This window comes from Methylobacterium currus (assembly GCF_003058325.1).
GTDB lineage: Bacteria > Pseudomonadota > Alphaproteobacteria > Rhizobiales > Beijerinckiaceae > Methylobacterium > Methylobacterium currus.
The window spans coordinates 2,405,605-2,421,591 of record NZ_CP028843.1; the positions used below are offsets into that span (position 1 = coordinate 2,405,605).

The window sequence follows — 15,987 nt, forward strand, 5'->3', positions numbered from 1 at the left end:
CGCCAGCGCGACGGGGGACGCGAGGTCCCCCGCCCCTACAACCCCCGGTCGAGCCGCAGGATGCGGCAGGGATCGCCGGCCCGGGCGGCGGGCGCGTGCGGCGCCCGGATCAGCAGCGCCTCGGAGCGGGCGAGCACCGAGAGCATCGAGGAATCCTGTCGCTCGGCCGGGTGGACCACCGGCAGCCGGTCCGGCGCGGTGTCGAGGGCGGCCCGCATGTAGTCCTGGCGCCCGTCATTGGCCGGCAGGTCGCGTCCGAGGAGCGCCGGCTCGCTGCGGTCGGCCCCGGCCTCGGGGTCGCCCAAGAGCGCCCGGATCAGCGGGTGGACGAAGAGCAGCCCGCACACCACCGACGAGACCGGGTTGCCGGGCAGCCCCAGCACAGCCATCGATCCGAGGCGGCCATGCATCAGCGGCTTGCCGGGCCGGAGCGCCACGCGCCAGAAGCCGAGATCGAGCCCCTGGCGGGTGAGCGCCGACTGGACGAGGTCGTGGTCGCCGACCGAGGCGCCGCCCAACGTGACGAGGAGGTCGGCCTCGGCGTCGCGGGCGCGGGCGATCGCTCCTTCCAGGTCGGCGAAGGTATCGCCGGCGATGCCGAGGTCGATCGCCTCGGCCCCGGCGGACTCCGCCATCGCGGCCAGCGCCAGCCCGTTCGAGGCGACGATCTGGTCCCATGCCGCCGGCTCGCCCGGGCGCACCAGCTCGTCGCCGGTGGCGAGCACCGCCACGCGGGGGCGGCGCCGGACGCTCAAGGCCGGGTGCCCGCCCGCGGCGGCGAGCGCCACGCGCCAGCCGTCGAGGCGCTCGCCGGCAGCGAGCAGCCGGTCGCCCTCGCGGAAGTCGAGCCCGCTGCCGCGGATGTGGCGCCCCGCCGGATTGCCGGCGCGGGCGAGCACCGTGTCGCCCTCGGTCTCGGTATCCTCCTGGATCACCACCGTGTCGGCCCCCTCCGGCAGCGGCGCACCGGTGAAGATGCGGATCGCCTCCCCTGAGCCCACCGGCCCGCGGGCGCCGTGGCCGGCGGCGCTGGTGGCGGTGAGGCGCAGGCGCACCGGCGCCTCCGGCGAGGCCCCGGCGACGTCGGCGGCGCGCACGGCGTAGCCGTCCATGGCCGATGTCGAGAAGGGTGGCTGGGTGCGCAGCGCCCGCACGTCCTCGGCCAGGGTGCGGCCGGCCGCGGCCGTGATCGCGACGGATTCGGCCTCGACCGGACGGACATCGGCGAGAATGCGCGCCAGCGCCTCGGCGACGGGAAGGAGCGGGCTCACGCCTGCACCTCCCGGCCGCGGGAAGCCTCCGGGCCAGACGAGGCCTCCGGGCCGGGTGAGGCCTCCCAGATGCCCGAGCGGCCCCCGCTCTTGTGCAGGAGCCTGACGCCCTCGACCCGCATGCCCCGGTCGGCGGCCTTGACCATGTCGTAGACCGTCAGGCACGCCACCGAGACGGCGGTCAGCGCCTCCATCTCGACGCCGGTCGGGCCCTGCACCCGGACCTCCGCGGTGACGCGGATGCCCGGCAGGCTCTCGTCGGGCTCGCATTCCACCCGGACCTTGGTCAGCAGCAGCGGGTGGCAGAGCGGGATCAGCTCGTGGGTGCGCTTGGCCGCCATGATGCCGGCGAGCCGCGCCGTACCGAGCACGTCGCCCTTCTTGGCGTCGCCCTCGCGGATCAGCCGCAGGGTCTCGGGATTCATCACCACCAGGCCCTCGGCGCGGGCGGCGCGGTCGGTCGCGGCCTTGTCGGTGACGTCGACCATGTTGGCGGCGCCGGCGGCGTCGAGATGGGTCAGGGTCGGCATGGCCTGGCTCCGGGAGAACGTCCCCGCGCTTAGCACGCCGGCCGCCGGCCCCGCCACGTCCGGCGCACCGGACCGTGCCTTCCGGGTGCTCCGCCAAGAAGCTGGCGTTCACCTGCCCCGGGACGATGTTCGACAAGGCCACCGAGCCGCCGCCCGACAGGGACAGCAGCGCGTTGCCGTACTGGTCCTGACCCAGCACGTAGCTCTGCCCGTACAGGGCAACACGGTCGCCTTCCGCGGCGTTGAAGCCGTTAATGATGGCGTAGCCCGAATTCGCCCCGAAACTGTACTGGTCCGCCCCGGACCCGCCGATCAGGATGTCGTTACCGATGCCCCGGTCCAGCGTGTCGGCGCCCTCCTCGCCAAACAGAACGTCGATGCCGTCTCCGCCCGACAGGATGTCGTTGCCGGCTCCGCCGCCGAGCTCGTCGGCCCCGTCGTTACCCAGCAGCATGTCGGCCTCGCTGCCGCCGTTCAGCCGGTCGCTGCCGGCCCCACCGAACAGCGTGTCGGCCCCCTCGTTACCGATCAGCACGTCGTCGCCGAGTTCGTCGTTGCCGAGATTGCCGACCAGGGTGTCGGCACCGTCGCCGTCACTGAGGCGGTCGTTGCCGTCCTCGCCGAACAGGGTGTCGTTGTCCGCGTTGCCGACCAGCACGTCGGCGCCCGATCCGCCGCCCAGCTCGTCGTTGCTGGCGCCGCCGATCAGGATATCGGCGTCGGCGCCGCCATTCATGCGGTCGTCGCCGTCCTCGCCAGCCAGGCCGTCGTCACCAGCGCCACCGACCAGGGTGTCATTACCGGCCCGGCCGAACAAGCTGTCGTTCGAAGGTTCGCCGAACAGAGTATTGTTAACGTCATCGCCAGATATCACTATAGGCGTGTCGTCGTTGGTAGTTTGGAAAAAAACTCACTACTTGCGGAGCGCCGTTATACAGGTCGAGATTTCTCAGATAGTACGGCAATCTAAAATTTCAATTTATTTAAGAAAAATTATCAGGATTTATTTAAAACCGCACTTACAGATGTAAATTTACTTGTGCCGAATACCTCCGCCGGTTCTCCGCCAATTCTATTGCTGAAAAAATCATCTAAAAATAATAATAATTACTGTCGATTGGCTCTTTTTGCAGTAAAATGGATTATAAATCGGTGATTTTTGTGAGATTACGAGGTCGATCATCCACCCAATAGTTCTGATTGAATCCTTTTATTCGATTAAATTTGTGCAGAAATCATTCTAAATAACATAATTTTCTCGATCGTAGATTTTCTGCATGAAAATATTCGTCGATAGAACCCGAAAGACTACCGGTGTGTCAACCTGCCCGCAGATGATCATGTATACAACAACCGAAACGCCGCCCATAACCACTTGCGACGGGTCATTGTCTCGGGATGTATTTCGATTGCAGCACTTCAAATTGATCACATATTTTATGGATTTGTTATGTATCTTATTATCTCTACAAATAAAATTGCAAATTTAACGGAATACATATCATTTATATAACAAAATTTTCTTAAAAATTTGATGTATTTTGATTATAATTATCATAAATAAACCAAATCACTTTACGCAAATGTTAATCAGCATGTGCGGAATATAAATACATATTAATTCTTCCCCGGCGGAGTTCCGGCCGTGGGCTGCCGTACGACATTGAAATTGTTGGCGCCAAACGTATTGTTGACCGAGCCGGGCAGGACGTCGATTCCGGTCTGCAACCCCGAGAACGCGTTACCGAAGAAGGCACTCGCCGAGGCCTGGTACCGAATGCCGACGCCGCCGGCGCCGATCGTGTTGAAGATGTTGCCTGTGATCGTCGACAGGTCGCTGTTCTTCATCTGGATGCCGAGCGCATCCTTGTCGGGACCGATGAGGAACAGGCTCCCGGTGACCTGCGTCAGCTTGATCCCGCTGTCGAGCCGGATGCCCGCGAGGGCGACCTGGAACTGGGAGTTCGACACCATGAGCTGGACGTTCGCGTCCGCCTTCATCCCAGGCGGCTGCAGGATGCCGTAGTTTCCGTTCTGGAAATTCGACTGCGTCACCGTCACGCCCTGCACGTAATCATCGTACAGCAGGCCGACATCGAGCTGGTTGAAGATGCCGTGCGCGATGTTGTGGTAGATGCTGTATCCCGCTTTCACCGTGCAGGCGGACGGATTGCCCCTAAAGCTGAGACCGCGGCCGTGCCGCCACGTGTCGTCGCCGTAGACGGTCACGGCCCGCCAGCTCGTGCCCGAGAGACCGACGATCTCGGCGCCCGTGCCCCAGTAGGCCTTGCCGCTGTCACCCTCGAACGCCACGTCGTCGAAGGTGCTCTGCACGAACGACCCGAGGCATTGCGTCTGCACCACCTTGATCCCCGAGCCACCGCCGGCCTGGGTCGTCGTCATCGTCAGTCCCTGCAGATGGACGGCCTGCTTGGCGCCGTTGAGGGTCAGCGACAGGCCGGACGAGGAAGCGAACTTCAGCAGGGTCGCGCTCGATCCGGCCCCGCGGATGGTCAGGCCGTGGCGCCGATGCTCCGGGTAGACGTAGGACCACGGCTGCGAGAAGAAGTAGGTCCCGGTCCCGAACTGGAGGCAGAGGCTCGCGGCCTCGCCCCCCCGCGCCGTCTGCGCCGCGACCGCGGCGTCGAGGATCGGCAGCGTGTCGGTCACGCCGTCCGGAACGGCGCCGAGGCGGTCCACGGCCGTGCAGCCCGCGCGATCGGTTTCGCCCGGTGCGCCTCGGCGCGCGCCCTCGACCTCGCCGGCGCCCGCGGGCTCCCGCGCCCAGGCGGCGGAGGCCGCCCACATCACCGCGCCCGTGAGCGCCGTCACGGCGACGCATCGTCTCGTCGACATGGTCCAGGCTCTCCTTGGCCGCCCGGCGTCTAGGGCATCATCCGATCGCGTTGCAATCGGATGATGCTCTAGGTCCTTGATTTTGCCGCATTTTCTGCGGCGATCGGTATCTACTTCGTCGGAAGATGCTCTAGCACGGGTCCTGCCCGGCACACCACCTGGCCTCGCCGCTCGCCGCTCGCGGCCCCGGCAGTCAGCGGTTCAAGGCCGCGATCTCGGCCTCGTCGAACACCCGGGAGCGCAGGAGGAAGCGTCGCCCGGACCCATTCTCCAGCGAGAACATGCCGCCGCGGCCGGGCACCACGTCGATGATGAGCTGGGTGTGCTTCCAGACCGCGTATTGCGGGCCGCTGATGTAGAAGTCGGCCCCGCCGATCGCGCCCAGATGCACGTCGGCATCCCCGGTCACGAAATCGCCGACCGGAAAGCACATCGGCGCCGAGCCGTCGCAGCAGCCGCCGGATTGGTGGAACAGGATCGCGCCGTGCTCCCGGCGCAAGCGCGCGATCAGCTCGAGGGCCGCCGGGGTGGCGGTGACGCGGGGCGGGGGAGCGGTCATGCGGGCGTCCTTGCCGAGGAGGCGGGACGCGCGTCCCGCCTCCTGCCATGCGATCAGAAGAAGCCGAGCTTCTTCGGCGAGTAGCTGACCAGAAGGTTCTTGGTCTGCTGGTAGTGGTCGAGCATCATCTTGTGCGTCTCGCGCCCGATGCCGGATTGCTTGTAGCCGCCGAAGGCGGCGTGGGCCGGGTAGGCGTGGTAGCAGTTGGTCCAGACACGGCCGGCCTGGATCGCCCGGCCGAAGCGGTAGGCGCGGGTGCCGTCGCGGGTCCACACGCCGGCGCCGAGGCCGTAGAGGGTGTCGTTGGCGATTCCGAGCGCCTCGTCGTCGTCCTTGAAGGTCGTGACCGACAGGACGGGCCCAAAGATCTCCTCCTGGAAGATGCGCATCCGGTTATGGCCGCGGAACACCGTCGGCTGCATGTAGTAGCCGCCGGCGAACTCGCCCTCCTTCACGGCGCGCGCGCCGCCCGTGAGGCATTCGGCGCCCTCCTGACGGCCGATATCGACGTAGCTCAGGATCTTCTCGAGCTGCTCGGAGGAGGCCTGGGCGCCGATCATGGTCGCGGGGTCGAGGGGCGAGCCTTGCGTGATCGCCTCGACGCGCCGGATCGCCCGCTCCATGAACCGGTCGTAGATCGATTCGTGGACCAGCGCCCGGCTCGGGCAGGTGCAGACCTCGCCCTGGTTGAGGGCGAACATCGTGAATCCCTCGAGCGCCTTGTCGAGGAAGTCGTCGTCCTCGGCGGCGACGTCCGCGAAGAAGATGTTCGGCGACTTGCCGCCGAGCTCCAGCGTCACCGGGATCAGGTTCTGCGCCGCGTATTGCATGATGAGCCGGCCGGTCGTCGTCTCGCCGGTGAAGGCGATCTTGGCGATGCGGGGCGAGGAGGCGAGCGGCTTGCCGGCCTCCAGGCCGAAGCCGTTGACGATGTTGAGCACGCCCGGCGGCAGGAGGTCGCCGATCAGCTCGGCGAGCAGCAGCACCGAGGCCGGGGTCTGCTCGGCGGGCTTGAGCACCACGCAATTGCCGGCGGCGAGGGCGGGCGCGAGCTTCCAGACCGCCATCAGGATCGGGAAGTTCCACGGGATGATCTGGCCGACGACGCCCAGCGGCTCGTGGAAGTGATACGCCACGGTGTCGTGGTCGATCTCGGAGAGCGAGCCCTCCTGCGCCCGGACGCAGCCGGCGAAGTAGCGGAAATGGTCGATGGCGAGCGGGATGTCGGCGTGGGTGGTCTCGCGGATCGGCTTGCCGTTGTCCCAGGTCTCGGCCCGGGCGATCAGGTCGAGGTTGTCCTCCATCCGGTCGGCGATTCTGAGGAGGATGCGGGCGCGCTCGGCCGGCGCGGTGCGGCCCCAGGCGTCCTTGGCGGCGTGGGCGGCGTCGAGCGCCCGCTCGATGTCCTGCGCGTCCGAGCGGGCCACCTCGCAGATCACGCCGCCGGTGATCGGCGAGGTGTTCTCGAAGTAGCGGCCCGCGACCGGGGCGACCCACTCGCCGCCGATGAAGTTGTCGTAGCGGGCCGAGAACGGCGAGGCGGTCCTGGATTCCGCGAAGACTTCCGGCTTGTTCATCTGTTCCTCCCAGTCGCCCCGTGACGGCGCGTGGCGGAAGATCACCCGGCAGCGCGCGTGCCAGCCGGGTGCCGGACGCCGGGCCCAGGGCCTCCAGCGTTCGGCAAGCCCTTGATCGGAATTCTCTTTTCCGATCGCCTGGCGCGTCCTTCGACCAAAATCCGGACCCGTCCGGCCGCCGTGGCGCTGGACCGGGCGCGCGACACCTGCGACACCTGTCGCAAACAGCGACAGTCCGCCGACGCGGCGGCGACACGGGAGGCGAGCCGCGCATGCACAGCCGCGTGACCACGCCCCGCACCCTGCTGGCCGCCCGGCGGCAGGCCTTCGGGCCGGGGGTGACGGAGCCGCCGCCGCCGATCCTGCGCTCCTGGGAGCGCTGCGCCGCCCTCGGGCTCGATTTCGGGCAGCGCCCCCGGGTCGAGCCGCTGAGTGCCGCCGAGATGCGCGAGGCCTTCGACCGCAGCGAGGCCCTGCGCCAGACCTGCCGGCCCGAGATCGAGGCCCTGCACGCCGACGCGCAGGCGACCGGCAGCCTGGTGATCCTCACCGATGCCGACGGGCTGATCCTCGACAGCCTCGGCAGCGATTCCTTCGCCGGCCGCGCCGCGCAGGTGGCCCTGCGCCCCGGGGTGCCGTGGAGCGAGAGCCTGACCGGCACCAACGCCATCGGCACCGCCCTCGTCGAGCGCCGCCCGGTCGAGGTGCGGGGGGCGGAACATTATTTCGAGCCGCACCGCATCCTGAGCTGCGCCGCCATGCCGATCCTCGGCCCGGACGGCACGGTCCTGGGCGTCCTCGACCTCACCGGCCCGGCGGCGATCCACCAGGGCCATGCCCTCGGGCTGGTCGGGCTCGCCGTCGCCGCCATCGAGCACCGCCTGCTCGACGCGGTGCCGCCGGGCTGCGAGGTGCTGCGGCTGCACCGCGACCCCGGCCTGCTCGGCACCCCCCGGGAGGGAGTCCTGGTGTTCGAGGGGCGCCGCCTCGTCGGCGCCAACCGGCACGGGCTGGCGCTGCTCGGCCTCAGTTGGGGCGATCTCGGGACCGAGCATGCCGGCATCCATGGCGGCGGCGCCGCGCCCGGCCTCCTGGCCCTGCGGGACGAGGCCGGGACGCCGCTCTACGGCCGTCTCCAGGGCGCGCCGGCCCCGGTCAGGCGCCGGCTCCCGGCCGAGCCGGCGCGCCAGAGCGCCGAGGGACCGATCCTCGATCGCGCCACCGAGACGCTGCTCGCCCGCGCCGTGCGCCTGATCGACGCCGACATCCCGGTGGTGGTCGAGGGCGAGACCGGCACCGGCAAGGAGGTGTTCGCCCGCGCCGCCCACGCGGCCTGCGGGCGGTCGCAAAAGCCCTTCGTGGCGGTGAACTGCGCGGCCCTCCCCGAGACGCTGATCGAGGCGGAATTGTTCGGCTACGAGCCCGGCGCCTTCACGGGGGCCGCGCGCCACGGCGCCAAGGGCCTGCTGCGCCAGGCCGAGGGCGGGCTGCTCTTCCTCGACGAGATCGGCGACATGCCGCTGTCCCTGCAATCGCGCCTGCTGCGGGCCCTGCAGGAGCGGGAGGTGCTGCCCGTCGGCGGCACCCGCCCGGTCCCGGTCGATTTCGCGCTGGTCTGCGCCACCCACCGCGACCTGTCCCGCATGGTCGAGGAGGGCGCCTTCCGGGCCGACCTCTATTACCGCATCGCTCCCTACCGGGTGCGGCTGCCGGCCTTGCGCGAGCGGCCGGACCGCCTCGCCCTGGTGCGGGCGCTGTGGGCCCGGACCGACGGCCCGTCCCGCCGGGTGCACCTGTCGCCTCCTTGCGAGGCGGCGCTCGCCGAGGCGGAATGGCCCGGCAACCTGCGCCAGCTCGCCGCCTGCCTGAAGGCCCTGGCCGCGCTCGCCGAGACCGGGGAGAGCCTGGGCCCGGAGGACCTGCCCGAGGGCGTGGCCGGGCGCCGGATCGCCCCCCGCCCGGATCCCACGCCCCGGCCGGCCTCCGCCACCGGCCGGCTCGACACCCTGGCGCATGAGGCGATGCGGGCGGCCCTGGCGGAGCACGGCGGCAATGTCAGCCGCGCGGCCCGCAGCCTGGGCATCAGCCGCAGCACGCTCTATCGGCGGTGCTTGACGGAGCGGGCTGGAATGTCGGGGTGAGCCGGTCGCCGAGACGGCGCATCGAAACCACGCTCGGATCTTATCGTATAATATCCTGTTTTTATTGATACAGACCAGCAGATGACAGTATCTGCGCGCTCCTCATCCGCAGGGAAGCCCCGCCGCTTCCTGAGGTGGCGCCGGAGGAAGAGGCAAGCGTGCCGCCGCGACCTGCTCCGGGTCGATCCGGGGGACGAATGATCGGGGCTGCCGGTCTTCCCCGCTGCGGACGAACGCCCCACAGCCGGAACGGCCGCCGGATCACCGGTCCCTGCTCATTTTATTAATCTCCATCGAACATCTTACACCTCCATACCCTAAAGTCACCCTGTCAAATGGAGCATTGGCAGCTCGATTGCCCTCAAGCCATTCCGCGGCCATTGCCCTTGTTCTGTATAAATTCCTAGTCGCCCCGCCCCCGAAGCCGCCCACCACCCGAATGAGGACCCGATCCTTGTCCCTCAAATCCAAGTTGATCACCATCATCGTGGTGCTGTCGTGCATCGCGCTCGGCATGTTCGGGCGCGATCTGCTGCGATCGCGTCAAGCCTGGATGACGTCGGAGCAGGTCGCGCGTCTGGCGAAGATCGACGAGTTGCTGCTCAATGCCATGGGGTCGCTGCGCTACGAGCTGAGCTACGAGATCGGGGTGCTGAAGCTCGAGGGCGAGGCCGCGGCCGCGGCGGCGGCCCGGCTCGCGACCCGGCGCGGCGAGGTCGACCGCGGAATCGCCGCGGCGCTCGACCGCCTCGGCCGGCTCGGCCCCGAGACGGCCGCCCTCGGCGAGGCGACGGCTTCGGACCATGCCAGGCTCCGCGCGCTCCGCGGCGAGGTGGACCGCCAGGTGACCCGCCCCCGGGCCGAGCGCGATCCCAAGCTGCTGACGGATCTCTCCGCCCATGTCCCGGCGATGCTGGCGACGATGGATACCCTGGCGGACGCCGTCGAACGGCCGATCCGCACCGGTGACCGCCGGCTGGCCGACCTGATCGAGATCCGGCACAAGGGCTGGGTTGCCCGCGGGATGGCCGGGGACGCCGCCAGCGCCCTCACCCGGGCCCTGGCCTACCAGCGCCCGCTGACGCAGCAGGAAGCGACCACCATCCTCGTCCGGCGCGGCCAGACGGAGACGGTGTTCCAGCAGGTGGAGCATGCGGTGCGCCAGCTGCCCGACGGCGCGGACCTCGCCGCCGCCGTGACGGCGGCCAAGGCGACGTATTTCGGCGGCACGTACGGCGAGATGGTCGGCCCTCTGACGGCGGCGGTGACCGGCCGCTACGAGACGAATCTGACCAACGAGGACTTCACGCGTGCGGTCGTGCCGGCCCTCGACACGCTGCTGGCCATCCCCGCGCGGGCAGTGACGCAGCTCGCCGCCCGTGCCGAGGCGGCGGAGGCGGAGGCGAAGGAGGCCCTGGCCTTCAACGCGGCCCTGATGGCGGGGATCATCCTGCTGACCGGGCTGGGCGCGGTCGTGATCCTGCGGGGCGTCACCCGGCCCCTCGACCGGATGACCGCCGCGATCAACCGCCTGGCGGGGGGCGACGCCACGGTGACGGTTCCGGATCTCGACCGCCACGACGAGATCGGCGCCGTCGCCCGGGGCGTCGAGGTGTTTCGCCAGAACCTCATCCGCAGCCGCGCCCTCGAGGCGGAGACCGCCGAGGCCCGCGCCGACGCGGAGACGCAGCGGCGGGCGACGATGCACCGGGTGGCCGAGGATTTCGAGACCGCCGTGGGCGGCATCGTCGGCCTGGTGGCACATGCGGCGACGGAGCTGCAGGCGACGGCCCAGACCATGTCCGGCGCGGCCAGCGCGACGGCGAGCCAGTCGTTCACCGTCGCGACCGCGGCCGATCAGGCGGCGGCCAATGTCGGGACCGTGGCGGCGGCGGCCGAGGAGCTCGGCGCCTCGGTGGTTGAGATCGGCCGGCAGGTCCAGGGCGCGGCGGGCCTCGCCCGTGCGGCGGTGGGCGAGGCGGAGCGGACCACCGCCCTGGTCCACGACCTGAACGCCACCACCGCGCGCATCGGCGACGTGGTGGCGATGATCGCCGGCATCGCCGACCAGACCAACCTCTTGGCCCTCAACGCCACGATCGAGGCGGCCCGGGCCGGCGAGGCCGGCCGCGGCTTCTCGGTGGTCGCCGCAGAGGTCAAGGAGCTGGCCAGCCAGACCGCCCGGGCCACGCAGGAGATCACCCAGCAGATCGGCCGGATCCAGGGCTCCACCGATCAGGCGGTGTCGGCCATCGCGGCGATCGCCGGGCGGATCGAGGAGATCGACGCCGTGGCGGTCGCCCTGGCCGCCGCCGTGGAGGAGCAGGGCGCGGCGACCCAGGAGATCGTCCGCAACGTGAACCAGGCCGCCAGCGGCACAGGCGAGGTGACGACGAACATCGCCGGCGTGGCCGGGGCCGCCGAGCAGACCGGGGCGGCCGCGGATCGCGTCCTCGCCTCGGCCTCGGCGTTGCAGCAGCAAGCGACGCATCTCGGCACCGAAGTGCACCGCTTCCTCGACACCGTGCGGGCGGCGTGAAAAGACCGACGCCTCGGCGCGCGTGCCGAGGCGTCGGGCTCAGTGCGCCTCCTGCCAGTTCGCCGCCGCCTTGGCCTCGACGGCGAGCGGCACCCGCAGAGAGACCGCCGGGTTGGGCGCCTCCTCCATCACCCGGGCGATGATCGGCAGCGCCCGCTCGACCTCGTCGTCGGGCGACTCGAACACCAGTTCGTCGTGGACCTGGAGCAGCATCCGGGTCGAGAGGCCGGCATCGGCGAGCGCACCCTCCATCCGGGCCATGGCCCGGCGGATGATGTCGGCGGCCGTGCCCTGGATCGGCGCGTTGATCGCCTGGCGCTCGACCGAGGCGCGCTCCTGCGGGTTGTTGGAGCGGATCTGCGGGTAGTGGCAGACCCGGCCGAACAGGGTGGTGACGTAGCCCTTGTCGCGGCAGATCTTCTTGGTGTCGTCGATATAGGCGCGGATGCCGGGGAAGCGCTCGAAATACTGCTTGATGAAGGCCGCGGCCTCGGATTGCGGGATGCCGAGCCGGTCGGCGAGGCCGAAGGCCGAGATGCCGTAGATGATGCCGAAATTGATGGTCTTGGCCCGGCGCCGCAGGTCCGGGTTCATCTGGTCGAGCGGCACGCCGAACATCGCCGAGGCGGTGGCGGCATGGATGTCGATGCCGTCCTCGAAGGCCTGGCGCAGTTGCGGGATGTCGGCGATGTGAGCGAGCAGGCGCAGCTCGATCTGGCTGTAATCGGCCGAGATCAGCTTGTGCCCGGCATCGGCCACGAAGGCCTGGCGGATGCGCCGGCCCTCCTCCGTGCGGACCGGGATGTTCTGGAGGTTCGGGTCCGACGAGGAGAGCCGCCCGGTCGTGGTGGCGGCGAGCGCGAAGGAGGTGTGGACCCGGTCGGTGCCGCGGTCGGCATGCTCCTGGAGGCTGTCGGTATAGGTCGATTTCAGCTTCGAGAGCTGGCGCCAGTCGAGGATCTTGCGCGGAAGCTCGTGGCCCTGGCCGGCCAGCTCCTCCAGGAGGGTCGCGGGCGTCGCCCATTGGCCGGACGGGGTCTTCTTGGCGCCGGGCAGGCCCATCTTGCCGAACAGGATGTCGCCGATCTGCTTGGGCGACGAGACGGAGAATTTTTCCCCCGCCATCTCCTGGATCTCGTCCTCGAGCCGCGCCAGGGACTGGGCGAAATCGCCCGAGAGCCGGCTCAGCATGCCGCGATCGACCTTGATGCCCTCGCGCTCCATCCGCGCCAGCACCGGCACCAGGGGCCGCTCCAGGGTCTCGTAGACGGTGGCGCGGCGCTCGGCGGCGAGCCGCGGCTTCATCAGCCGCCACAGCCGCAAGGTCACGTCGGCGTCCTCGGCCGCGTAGGCCGTCGCCTTGTCGAGGGCGACGCGGTCGAAGGTGACCTTCTGGCGCCCGGTCCCGGCGACGTCCGCGAAGGTGATCGGCTGGTGGCCGAGATGGCGGCGGGCCAATTCGTCCATGCCGTGCGAGCCCTTGCCGGCATCGAGCACGTAGGAGATCAGCATCGTGTCGTCGAAGGGCCGGACCTCGATGCCGTGGCGGGCGAGCATCAGCCAGTCGTACTTGATGTTCTGGCCGACCTTCAGCACCGCCGGGTTCTCGAGCAGCGGCTTCAGGCGCTCCTTCACGGCCTCCCAGGGGAGCTGCCCCGGCAGCAGGCCGCCGCCGAACAGGTCCTCGCCGCCGCGATGGCTCAGGGGGATGTAGGCGGCCCGACCCGGCGCGGTGGCGAGCGACACGCCGACGAGGTCGGCCTTGTTGGCATCGAGCGCCGTCGTCTCGGTATCGACCGCGACGACCCCGGCCTCGACCGCCTCGGCGATCCAGGTCTCCAGGGTCTCGACCGTGGTGATGGTCTCGTAGGAGGCCGTGTCGAAGGGCTTGACCGCTTCGGCGGCGCGCGCCGCCACCAGCGTGGTGGGCGTCGCCTCGGCCGGGGCCTTGGGCTTCGGCGGCGCATCCGGCAGGTCGAGGTCGGCGAAGGGATCGACCTCGGTCTTCGCCTCCGGGCCTGCTTCCGGCGCGTCGCCGAAGAACGGCGCCCCATCGCTGCCGCCCGCCGGATTCGAGAAGCCCGCATCGGCGCCCTCCGGCAGCAGGGACGGGTCGGGCCGCACCGCCTCGGGATCGACGTGCAGCATCTGGGCGATGCGGCGCGTCAGGGTGTTGAACTCCATCGCCTTGAGGAAGCCGACCAGGCGCTCGGGATCGGGCTTCGGCAGGCCGAGGTCGTCGAGGGGCACCGGCACCGGCACCGCCTCGTCGAGGGCGACGAGCCGGCGCGACAGCCGCGCCTGGTCGATATTGGCCAGCAGCGTCTCGCGGCGCTTGGGCTGCTTGATCGTGGCGGCCTTCTCCAAGAGCGCCTCCAGGCTACCGAACTCCTTGATCAGCGCCGCGGCGGTCTTCAGCCCGATGCCCGGCACGCCCGGCACGTTGTCGGAGGTGTCGCCGATCAGCGCCAGCGCGTCGCCGATCTGCTCCGGCCCCAGGCCCTCCCAGCGCTCCAGGATGGCGGCACGGTCGAGGTTGCGCTCGGGCCGGTAGCCCGGCTTGCCCTTCTGGCCCGATTCGAAGTCGTAGAAGCGCACGAGGTCGCCGACGAGCTGCATCAGGTCCTTGTCGGAGGACACGATGATGACGCCCGCCCCCCTGGCCTCCGCCTGGCGGGCGTAGGTGGCGATCAGGTCGTCGGCCTCGTAGCGCTGCAACTCGATCGGGTGCAGGCCGAAGGCCCGCACCGCGTCGCGCATCAGCGGCATCTGCCGCTTGAGGTCGTCGGGGGCGTCGGGCCGGTGGCCCTTGTAGTCCGGAAAGATCTCTTTCCGGAACGAGCCCTCGGACTTGTCGAACACGATGGCGAGGTGGGTCGGCACCACGCCGGCGGCGCCCTCCTGCACGAACTGCGCGAGCTTGGCGCAGAACAGCCGCACCGCCCCGGTCGGCAGCCCGTCGGAGGGCCGGAAGTTGTAGCGCTCGGGCTGATTGATCGACTGGAAATAGGCCCGGAAGATGAAGGACGAGCCGTCGACCAGGAGCACCTGATCGCCGGGGCCGACGGGCTTCGTCTCGGGGGCGGTCTCGGTGCTCATGCGGGCTGACATCTGTTCCGGGGGCCTGTGAGACCCGTCTTAGTGCGTCGCCGGGACGAGGCAAACCGCGGCGCGGGCGCGCTCCCCCGGGAACGGGTGTGCCCCCCGCACACCAGAGGCCGCGAAAGCGCCATGCGACCGGTCCCGAAGCTTGACTTGGCGCGGGCGGAGGCTTGGTGTCAGGCGAGAGAGCAACCGTCATTCACCCGGAAGGCTGAGCCTCGCGGGCCCGTCGCGGGCCTGCGCCCGCCCCCGGGCCCAAGGACCGGCCCATGCGCAAGACACCCCTCCTCGCCGCCCTGATCGCGGGGCTCGCCACCGCCGCCGGCTTGTCCGCCGCGCAGGCCCGCTCGGCTCGCCAGGAGATCGCCCCGGCCGAGGAGCGCGAGTTCCCGTTCGACGCCCAGATCCCGGGCTGCCAGGATGCCGGCGTGCTGGAGAAGATCACCTACCAGTTCGCCGAGAAGGAGGCGAAGTTCTGGAACTCGACGCTGACGATCGCCTCCTACGACAGCATCGAGCGCACCGCCTGGCGACCCTGGGGCCTCGACTTCTATCCCCGCCGCTTCTGCACCGCGGTCGCCACCACCTCGGACGGGGTGCGCCGGCGGGTCGACTACTCGGTGCGTGAGAGCCTCGGCATCATCGGGGCGACCTACGGCGTCGAGTTCTGCGTCCACGGCCTCGACCGCAACCTCGCCTACGCCTACGCCTCGGCCTCGTCCTGCCGCGAGGCCCGGCCGTAATGCGCGCCCTGGTCGGCGCCGTCCTCGCGACGGCTCTCGCGGCGACGGCCGCCGCCGGCCCGGCTGCCGCGCAGGGGCGCGGGGGCGGCGAGCCCGGCGTGTTCGACTTCTACGTCCTGGCCCTGTCCTGGTCGCCGACCTATTGCGCGCTGACCGGCGAGCGCCGGAACGACCAGCAATGCGAGGCCGGCCGCAACCCGGGCTTCGTCGTCCACGGCCTGTGGCCGCAATACGAGCGCGGCTTCCCGAGCGAGTGCGGCGCATATCCTCGCAGCCCGAGCCGCCCGGCCATGGCCGAGGCCGAGGGGGTCTTCCCGAGCGAGGGGCTGGCCCGCCACGAATGGCGCCAGCACGGCACCTGCTCGGGGCTCGACCCGGCGGCCTATTTCCGTGCCACCCGCCGTGCCCGCGAGGCGGTGACGATCCCCGCCGCCCTGGCGAAGCCGGCGGACGACCTGCGCGCCGCCCCCATCGACATCGCCCGCCAGTTCGTCGCCGCCAATCCCGGCCTGCGCCCGGACATGATGTCGGTGACCTGCAAGGCGGGCCGGCTCGAGGAGGTGCGGATCTGCCTCTCCAAGGATCTGCGCGGCTTCACCCCCTGCCCGGAGGTGGCCCGCCAGAATTGCCGCGCCGGCGAGGTGACGGTGGGGACGGGGCGCTGAGGCG

The 15,987-nt window shown here is 69.9% G+C and carries 10 protein-coding genes and 1 pseudogene; 4 read left to right on the forward strand and 7 right to left on the reverse strand.

Annotated features, from left to right (window positions below):
• Window positions 1-35: 35 nt before the first annotated feature.
• The 6 genes and pseudogenes from DA075_RS11455 to adh all read right to left on the reverse strand — a co-directional run bounded on the left by DA075_RS11455 (window position 36) and on the right by adh (window position 6,793).
• Window positions 36-1,271: a molybdopterin molybdotransferase MoeA gene (locus DA075_RS11455; RefSeq protein WP_099953332.1), complete on the reverse strand. Its 1,236-nt coding sequence runs from the start codon at window positions 1,269-1,271 to the stop codon at window positions 36-38.
• Entirely contained in the window at window positions 1,268-1,801 is a 534-nt protein-coding gene (gene moaC / locus DA075_RS11460; protein WP_099953333.1) for a cyclic pyranopterin monophosphate synthase MoaC, read from the reverse strand. Before moaC ends, DA075_RS11455 begins: the two co-directional genes overlap by 4 nt.
• 337 nt (window positions 1,802-2,138) lie before the next feature.
• Window positions 2,139-2,675: pseudogene (locus DA075_RS38515) on the reverse strand (calcium-binding protein); the annotation flags it as partial.
• A 743-nt stretch (window positions 2,676-3,418) separates the two neighbouring features.
• The gene (locus DA075_RS11480; protein ID WP_099953335.1) at window positions 3,419-4,633 is read right to left on the reverse strand and encodes a NosD domain-containing protein; all 1,215 of its coding nucleotides are present in this window, start codon (window positions 4,631-4,633) and stop codon (window positions 3,419-3,421) included.
• A 217-nt stretch (window positions 4,634-4,850) separates the two neighbouring features.
• The gene (locus DA075_RS11485) at window positions 4,851-5,216 is read right to left on the reverse strand and encodes a DUF779 domain-containing protein (protein WP_099953336.1); all 366 of its coding nucleotides are present in this window, start codon (window positions 5,214-5,216) and stop codon (window positions 4,851-4,853) included.
• Between the two features lie 53 nt (window positions 5,217-5,269).
• The gene (gene adh, locus DA075_RS11490) at window positions 5,270-6,793 is read right to left on the reverse strand and encodes an aldehyde dehydrogenase (RefSeq protein WP_099953337.1); all 1,524 of its coding nucleotides are present in this window, start codon (window positions 6,791-6,793) and stop codon (window positions 5,270-5,272) included.
• 272 nt (window positions 6,794-7,065) lie between these two features.
• On the opposite strand from adh, the gene DA075_RS11495 reads away from it, so the two are divergent.
• Window positions 7,066-8,934, forward strand: coding sequence for a sigma-54-dependent Fis family transcriptional regulator (locus DA075_RS11495; protein WP_099953338.1), 1,869 nt, complete (start codon window positions 7,066-7,068; stop codon window positions 8,932-8,934).
• 454 nt (window positions 8,935-9,388) lie between these two features.
• Window positions 9,389-11,473: a methyl-accepting chemotaxis protein gene (locus tag DA075_RS11500; RefSeq protein WP_099953339.1), complete on the forward strand. Its 2,085-nt coding sequence runs from the start codon at window positions 9,389-9,391 to the stop codon at window positions 11,471-11,473.
• Between the two features lie 39 nt (window positions 11,474-11,512).
• Here the strand turns inward: DA075_RS11500 and polA are convergent, their stop codons facing one another.
• On the reverse strand, window positions 11,513-14,572 hold the full coding sequence (gene polA, locus DA075_RS11505; protein ID WP_099953340.1) for a DNA polymerase I: 3,060 nt from the start codon (window positions 14,570-14,572) through the stop codon (window positions 11,513-11,515).
• Window positions 14,573-14,844: 272 nt separating this feature from the next.
• Here polA and DA075_RS11510 point away from each other — a divergent pair, with 272 nt between their 5' ends.
• Window positions 14,845-15,318, forward strand: coding sequence for a hypothetical protein (locus DA075_RS11510; RefSeq protein ID WP_099953341.1), 474 nt, complete (start codon window positions 14,845-14,847; stop codon window positions 15,316-15,318).
• Window positions 15,318-15,983 (forward strand): ribonuclease T2 family protein, encoded by a 666-nt coding sequence (locus DA075_RS11515; RefSeq protein ID WP_099953342.1) that lies wholly within the window; start codon window positions 15,318-15,320, stop codon window positions 15,981-15,983. Before DA075_RS11510 ends, DA075_RS11515 begins: the two co-directional genes overlap by 1 nt.
• Window positions 15,984-15,987: the final 4 nt, after the last annotated feature.

Excerpts from the sequence above, each read along its gene's own strand:
- DA075_RS11495 (WP_099953338.1), top strand. The coding sequence starts at position 7,066 with ATGCACAGCCGCGTGACCACGCCCCGCACCCTGCTGGCCGCCCGGCGG.
- moaC (WP_099953333.1), bottom strand. The coding sequence starts at position 1,801 with ATGCCGACCCTGACCCATCTCGACGCCGCCGGCGCCGCCAACATGGTC.
- DA075_RS11510 (WP_099953341.1), top strand. The coding sequence starts at position 14,845 with ATGCGCAAGACACCCCTCCTCGCCGCCCTGATCGCGGGGCTCGCCACC.
- DA075_RS11485 (WP_099953336.1), bottom strand. The coding sequence starts at position 5,216 with ATGACCGCTCCCCCGCCCCGCGTCACCGCCACCCCGGCGGCCCTCGAG.
- adh (WP_099953337.1), bottom strand. The coding sequence starts at position 6,793 with ATGAACAAGCCGGAAGTCTTCGCGGAATCCAGGACCGCCTCGCCGTTC.
- polA (WP_099953340.1), bottom strand. The coding sequence starts at position 14,572 with ATGAGCACCGAGACCGCCCCCGAGACGAAGCCCGTCGGCCCCGGCGAT.
- DA075_RS11515 (WP_099953342.1), top strand. The coding sequence starts at position 15,318 with ATGCGCGCCCTGGTCGGCGCCGTCCTCGCGACGGCTCTCGCGGCGACG.